Source organism: Candidatus Chloroploca mongolica (genome assembly GCF_004762035.2).
In the GTDB taxonomy this organism is placed as follows: Bacteria; Chloroflexota; Chloroflexia; order Chloroflexales; family Chloroflexaceae; genus Chloroploca; species Chloroploca mongolica.
The window spans coordinates 2861-9502 of sequence record NZ_SIJK02000103.1; the positions used below are offsets into that span (position 1 = coordinate 2861).

The following is a 6642-nucleotide window of genomic DNA, read 5'->3' on the forward strand; positions in this document are numbered from 1 at the left end:
CAACGGCGCAAAGGTATCGCTGGAGCTGCCTCAACCCTTCGCGCCTTCGCGTCTTCGCGTGAGCTGATTTGAGCTGCTGTGACGCAACGGCGCAACGCGATCGCTGGAGTTGCATCAAATCTTCGCGCCTTTGCGCCTTTGCGTCAAAACAAACCAGCCTTCTTTGCTTCGGGCGCTACCATACCAAGGGGAAGATGACCCTATACGGCGCGTCCTCTGGTGCGATGGTGATCGGCAGCCGGGTCACTGGCGCGAGTGGGTCGTTGCTCTGGATGAGGATGGTGCCGCGGAAGCCCCACGCATAGAAAGATGGCGAGACCCAGCGCAATGCGATCGGCAGGTCGTCCGCTTCCCCAGGGGCGATCTCGCCTTGCTGATCACTCCACTCTACCCAGGTGCTTGTGGTTGGCTGCGTACGTAGTTCAATGGTTAGTCCGTCGTTCAGCAGCAGGTCGCTCCGACAGCCGAGACTCTGGTAGGTCTGGTTGCTCGCTTGAAGCCCGTAACTCGCTGAGAACTCTGGCGCCAGGGGGCCGATCGTTTTGTAGTGCATGCTGATGCGTCCGTCACGCATCAGCAAGACCTGGAAACTCAGCCGTTGCGTTGGTTCGCCACTGATCGGTACGTCTTGCCAACTGACTAGCAAGCCTTCGGCCAGGCTGGCGTAACTCACCCGCGCCCCAGGTTGGCTCGGGTCAAGGTTGACCCGCAAGGGCACAATTGCGGCACCAGTCGTTTCGGCCAGCGGGAAACAGCCTGGGATAAAGAAGCCGCTATTCGGTGGCGAGCCGAGGATCACCAGGCCGTTTGATGAGATGGTTATTGCGTCGTAGAAGCGGTGATAGAAAAGAAAGGCAAAGTCGAGTGGAATAGCCTCGCTCAAGACGTCGTTGCCCAACGCCACCGTGACCGCATCTGCGGGCGGGACGATCCATCTCCGCGCGATCTCCGGCGTTTCGTCGCTTCGCCAGACCCCATATGCTTCATCGAGGATCTGCGCGGTGTAGCGCAAGGGTTGTGGCCCCGTGTTGCTGATCGGCAGCGTGGCCGTCAGGGTTTCGGCAAAGTCGAGCACCACTGGCTCACGGGTGCGGTCAACCGTGAGCTGTGGCTGATCCGGTTGCAAGACGATCGTGCGTACCACTTCTTCGCCGGCGCTCAGGCTGACCGTGATGACCTGGCTCACATGGTCACGGGCGTTGGTCGTGAGCGTGACGGTGGGTTGAATCGTTGGTAGGATAAATTGGTACGCCCCCCTCGTGTCGGTGGTCGTCGTTGGCCCATCTCCGACGCTCACGGTCGCCTCCAGCGGGGCACCAGTGCCGCCTCGCGTGACGGTGCCGCGCAGGGTTGCATGGCTCGCGTCGCTTGGGACAATGAGCGTCACCGGGATGACCAGCGGTGCTTGACTCAGATCGGCGGTGTGCAGCAGAAGCTGCGCGGTGTGGCGACCAGGCGCAGCAACTTTGCGCGCATCAACCGTCACGCCAAGCTCAACCGTCGCGCCGGGTGCCAGCGTCACGGTCTGCGTTGGGGCAATGCTGAGCCAGGGGATGTCAACGCTTACCTCGGCGACGGCACGGTACGCGTCGAGGCGGCCATACCCGTAGATGCTATTTGGTGCCTCGTCGGGGCGACAGGTGGCGTGCAGGTCGCCAAGAAAGCGAGTGTCGCCGGTACGCGGTGCCGCCGTCGCGGTCAACGCGGCATAGGTTGTCTCGTAGTCACCGATCAGGCCAGGCTGCGCCGACCAGAGCAGCGCCACCGCGCCGGCGACGATGGGCGTCGCCATCGAGGTGCCACTCAGCGAGCCGTAGATGCGCTGATCGGCGACGGTCGAGATGATATTGAGCCCGGGGGCGGTCAGGTCGGGTTTGATGCGCCCGTCGGCAGTTGGCCCGATGCTGCTAAAGGTCGCCAACAAATCTTGACGATCTGTCGCCCCAACCGCCGTTACCTCGGCAAAGCTGGCCGGAGCCTGGATCGTGCCGCACCCCGATAGACTGCCCGTATTGCCGGCGGCAAAGACCGGATAGATGCCCGCTGCGCGCCATGCAACAACATAGCCCGTATACCAGTCAGCCATTGTCCCTGCAACCCACGAGTTATTGATGATATGCGGGCGAAGATCGGGGCGAGCGTTGAGCCCATTTGCATCAGTGGGGGCCAGCAGCCACTGGGCGGCCTGGATCAAGGCGAGTTCGTTGCATTCACGCGCCGAGCAGGCGCGCACGGCGATCCAGCGTGCCGCCGGGGCGACGCCCACCGCTGGTTGGGCTTCCTGATCGCCGAGGCCCACCATCAGGCCCATTGTATGGGTGCCGTGATTGCCCGCATCAGCAGGTGATGGCGAACTTCCAAACAGATCAAGCCAGTTGTAGGCATGGGTCTGCCCCTCAGCGCTTGTGCCACGATACTGGTTCACAAGCGCGGGATGTTCCAGCCGTACGCCACTATCAATGCTGGCAACCGTAATGCCGCTGCCGCGTACCCCAAAATCGTTCCAGGTGCGACTCGCCTCGACCTGGCGGACATGCCAGCAGACGTTCGCGTCATCGGCAGCACAGTTGGCCGGCGCAGTCTGGGCCAGTTCATGCGGCGCAATGCGGCCCAGACTGGCAACGCGCAGGGCGCGTAGTTCGGCTACCTCGGCGCGACTCGCCAGCGCCGCGACATCGGCGGCATCACCGGTGACCGCCAGCGCATTCACAATCCAGAGCGGCGTATATGGCAGGCCACGCGCATCGAGCCAACCACGCAGCGCACGCTGACTCTGGTCGGCGTGGTTTTGCAGAGTCGTCGCCACATACGCGCCGCGGCTCGTCCAGTCACGCAACGCATACGCCGCCGCGAGATCGGCCTGGTCGGCGAGAAACACCAGAAACTGCGCCTTGCCCTCGGGATCATTCGCCTGATCAGTCGCAATGCCAGGATCAATGACCGGGCCACGCGCCGCCGCCGCAACGCCGCGATCCTCTGACGGCAACGGCACCCGCCGCAGCCTCGGGGCAACCTCGGGCACCGCTGCAAGCTCGGCGCGGGCCTCAAAGATGCGTAGGTCAACCGGTTCCGTCGCCTCATTCTCAACACGCAGCCGCAGTTCAGCCTCTTTGCCGAGGGCAACGGTTGCTTCAAGGGTCGCGGGTGACACCCGCACGGGCGACGCAGCGAGTTGCGCCGCGACTGGTGGTTGGGCGACGGGCAGCGCCACAAGCAGCAGCGTCACCAGGATCAACCAGGCCAGAACGCGGTAGAACGAAACGATCACAGGCGTTACAGATATTTCTCGCTACGCAGTACCTGGGCATCGACCGCATAGACAATCACGGCATAATCGGTAAAATAGTGCTCGGCAAGATGGGCCATAATGCGCTCGGCCACCTCATCGCTCACAAGCATCTCGATGCGCACATTCTGCCCTCCCATATCAATGGTCGGCATCCCGCGGGTGCCCTCACCACGGGCCTGGGCTATCGTATAGCCCTTGGCCCCGAGGTGATGCATTTCACGAACCAGGCGATCTTCGAGAATCGACTCGGCAATCACCGTGACCAGTTTCAAGGTTGTTGTGCGCATCATTTCCTCCTAATCGCCGCGGGTAAACTCACAGATCGTGGCGGCCTGCCCGAGCACAATCACACGGTGACGCGGCCCTGGGCGTAGCCGTCGGCCGGCGTTATTGCGCGCCGTTTCGAGCATCCGATAATCGCCGGTCAACACAACCACCCGCCCACCGGGGCGGACAACGCGTACCAGTTCGGCGAGTACTTCACGGTAGAGCCCCGGCAACTGGGCTTCTTCACTCACCTGCTTGCCAAAGGGCAAATTGACGGCCACCTTATCAACGCTCGCATCATCAAGCGGCAACTTCCGCGCATCCCACCGACTCACATAGATCTCGCCGCGCACACCGTGCAGATTCTCTTGCATGGCACGCAACGCCTCGCCACTGATATCGCCGCCGTGGATCTCGGCAAATTTCCCAGCGGCGGCCCGTTCCACCAGGATGGTACCGGCACCAGCCATCGGATCCAAAAAGACATCGTCAACCTCGGGGTCGGTGAGCCCAACCATTGCTGCGGCCAGTGCCGGGCGAAGGCTCGCGGGCAAATGGTAGGTCTTGCTGCGCTGGCGCATGCTCGCATCCGAGAGGCGCAACGTACAGAACAACTCGTGTTCGACGAGCGTCGCCCAGATCTCCAGATCGGCATCATCTTCGACCAGCGTCCAGCGTCCGGACCACCCATCCTTCACCGCATCGGCAACGGCACGACCAACATCGCGGCGCATAAACTTCTGACTGCCCACCGTTCGCGCAATCACCCGGAAGCTCACCCCTTGCGGGCGGAAGCCGCTGGCGCGACGCCAGATTTTGAGCGCCGCATCGGCGGTCTCACTATGATGGACAGCGGCGTAGATCTGGCGCAACCCACGGGCATCGGGGGCCACCTTGAAGCCGCGCGCTGCGACGACAAAAGCATCTTCGCTGGTGCGCAACGCGAGCAACGGGCGCGGGCCACCACGATGATCAAAGAGCACCAGGTCATTGCGACCTGGCACGGCACGCATGCCAACGAGTTTTGGCGGTTGGCCATCGTCGCCCCCAAGGCGACGTTGAGCTTCGAGCCAGGCTAACTCACCGAGCCCTGGCAAAGTCTGTAATGCATACAACATAGAAAGTTTGACACGTTTCCTACATGTGCTTGATATAGCTTACCAGCACGTCATACAGATCGATGAGACCCTCAACTGAAACCCACTCTTCGTCAGAATGGAGCCCGGCCCCGACTGGCCCAAGGCAAATCGCAGGAATACCGGCACTCGTATAGTAACGGGCATCGGTCGAGAAATGCTCACGATAAAAACGGGGCGGCGCACCAGCCCGTTGCTGCAACAGATCGGCCAGGCGGCTCACCTCGTGATGTTCGGGGTCAGTGCGCAACACCGGAGCCGACTCGTTGACCACCACCCGAGCCGTCGGGAAATGGCTTTGCAGCGTGGCGAGCAGCGCTGCCGGCGTATCTTCGGGCACATAGCGAATATCAAAGGTCACTTTCAGCGAGCCAGGCACCTGATTGCGCGAGCCAGCCCCGGCCTGGATCGTTGTCGGTGTGATCGTTGTCCGCCAGGTATCTGGTGCAGGGACAGGATACTGCAATGCCAGGGCCTGCAAGCCCTGATTGAAATCAAGGATCGGATTATGGCCGTCCCAGGGGCGCGACCCGTGCGACGGACGCCCCGGCAGGCTCAGTTCCACCCACATTGCCCCTTTATGCTCAAAGAGAATCCCCATATCAGTCGGCTCCAGGCAGAGCATAAAAGCACAGCGCCACCCTTCAGTCAGAAGCCGTCCGGTGCCGTGGGTGCCGCCGATCTCTTCGTCACACACAAACTGAAAGCCGACATCGGGGCGTTCAGGCCAGGCAGCCAGTTCGCGGATCAGGCGCAGCATCACCGCGCAACTGCCCTTCATGTCCTGACTACCGCGCCCATAAATCCGACCATCGCGCACCTCGGGCACAAACTGCTCGGGGTTGGCGACTACCACATCCAGGTGTCCGTTGAGCATCAACGCTGGTGTACGGGTCTCACGCAGCGTAACCACCATAGCTGGCTTGCCGTGTGCCTCACTCCGCTCGATCACAAGGTCGGGCACATCAGCGAGGTACGCTGCCGCATACTCAAGCACCGCACGCAACTGATCAACCCGATTCTCCGTTGTCTCAAAGCGAACCAGATCGCACGTCAGCGCAACCAGATCTTCATGCAGCGCGGTACTCATCACGAGACTCCTCATAACACAGGCTATCCCAACGGTTTTCGTAGTATACCATGGGCCATCCTGTGCTACAATCAAGAGAAGACCGACTGTATCACCGCTCTTTCAGCACTGGAGACTTAAGATGACGATCCAGGTCGAGATCAATGATGAGATGATGGAAGCAAAGCCGGGTGAGTTGTTGCTCAGTGTTGCCCGACGCAATGCCGCCCATATCGGTTTTTACTGTGACGGCTATGGCCTCTGCACGATGTGCGAGTGCCGCATTCTCAGTGGTGCCGACCAGCTCAATCCACCTACCGAGGCCGAGCATACCTGGTTGCCACCCGAGCGGATGGCTGAAGGATACCGTCTTGGCTGCCAGACGTCGCTCCGCGGGGCTGGCCCGGTCAAGGTGTTGACCCGCGCCGAAGAGTTGCGCCGCCAGTTTGGGGCTGTGCTTCGCCCACCGGCAGGCACAAACACGACCGATAACCTCGGACCCTTTGCTTCAAACGTTGCGATGGTCAACTGGGAACATATTGGCACCTTCCCCTTCAATCTGTTTCGGACCCTGCAGCGCATCGGGCCGGTGAAATTCCTGCTGCCCGTGCGCGACCTCAATCTTTTTGTCAACGACACCGTCCGCATTACACAGCGCATGATCGAAGACGCCAGCAAGCCGATCCCCGCCCCTGCGACGCCAGCCGCGACGCCTGAGCTTGATACGCAGCGACCGCTGGTCAAACAGACCCAGTCGGGCGGCACGCCCCAGGTATAAGGCGACACGCCTTTGCCCCCCACCCCAACCCCTCCCCCACAAGGGGGGAGGGGCTTTTTCGTGCAACGCCTCCCCGCCTCATGGTCGGAGCGCAACGCCTCCC

General features: G+C 61.7%; 5 protein-coding genes. 1 reads left to right on the forward strand and 4 read right to left on the reverse strand.

Going from position 1 to position 6642, the window contains the following annotated elements; all coding sequences use genetic code 11:
• Window positions 1-175: 175 nt before the first annotated feature.
• The 4 genes from EYB53_RS24285 to EYB53_RS24300 are packed head-to-tail and all read right to left on the reverse strand — an operon-like array spanning window position 176 to window position 5782.
• Window positions 176-3268, reverse strand: a complete 3093-nt coding sequence (locus tag EYB53_RS24285; protein WP_167857599.1) for a S8 family serine peptidase — start codon at window positions 3266-3268, stop codon at window positions 176-178.
• A 5-nt stretch (window positions 3269-3273) separates the two neighbouring features.
• Window positions 3274-3579: a P-II family nitrogen regulator gene (locus EYB53_RS24290; protein ID WP_245860158.1), complete on the reverse strand. Its 306-nt coding sequence runs from the start codon at window positions 3577-3579 to the stop codon at window positions 3274-3276.
• Window positions 3580-3585: 6 nt separating this feature from the next.
• Window positions 3586-4674 carry a methyltransferase domain-containing protein gene (locus EYB53_RS24295; protein WP_135482024.1) on the reverse strand — a complete coding sequence of 363 codons (1089 nt, stop codon included), beginning with the start codon at window positions 4672-4674 and terminating at the stop codon, window positions 3586-3588.
• Between the two features lie 19 nt (window positions 4675-4693).
• Window positions 4694-5782 (reverse strand): M20 family metallopeptidase, encoded by a 1089-nt coding sequence (locus EYB53_RS24300; RefSeq protein ID WP_135482026.1) that lies wholly within the window; start codon window positions 5780-5782, stop codon window positions 4694-4696.
• Between the two features lie 121 nt (window positions 5783-5903).
• On the opposite strand from EYB53_RS24300, the gene EYB53_RS24305 reads away from it, so the two are divergent.
• Window positions 5904-6539 carry a 2Fe-2S iron-sulfur cluster-binding protein gene (locus tag EYB53_RS24305; RefSeq protein WP_135482028.1) on the forward strand — a complete coding sequence of 212 codons (636 nt, stop codon included), beginning with the start codon at window positions 5904-5906 and terminating at the stop codon, window positions 6537-6539.
• Window positions 6540-6642 lie beyond the last annotated feature (103 nt).

Bases quoted from the DNA above. Each gene is read 5' to 3' on its own strand.
- EYB53_RS24290 (WP_245860158.1), bottom strand. From the start codon at position 3,579: ATGATGCGCACAACAACCTTGAAACTGGTCACGGTGATTGCCGAGTCG.
- EYB53_RS24295 (WP_135482024.1), bottom strand. From the start codon at position 4,674: ATGTTGTATGCATTACAGACTTTGCCAGGGCTCGGTGAGTTAGCCTGG.
- EYB53_RS24300 (WP_135482026.1), bottom strand. From the start codon at position 5,782: ATGAGTACCGCGCTGCATGAAGATCTGGTTGCGCTGACGTGCGATCTG.
- EYB53_RS24305 (WP_135482028.1), top strand. From the start codon at position 5,904: ATGACGATCCAGGTCGAGATCAATGATGAGATGATGGAAGCAAAGCCG.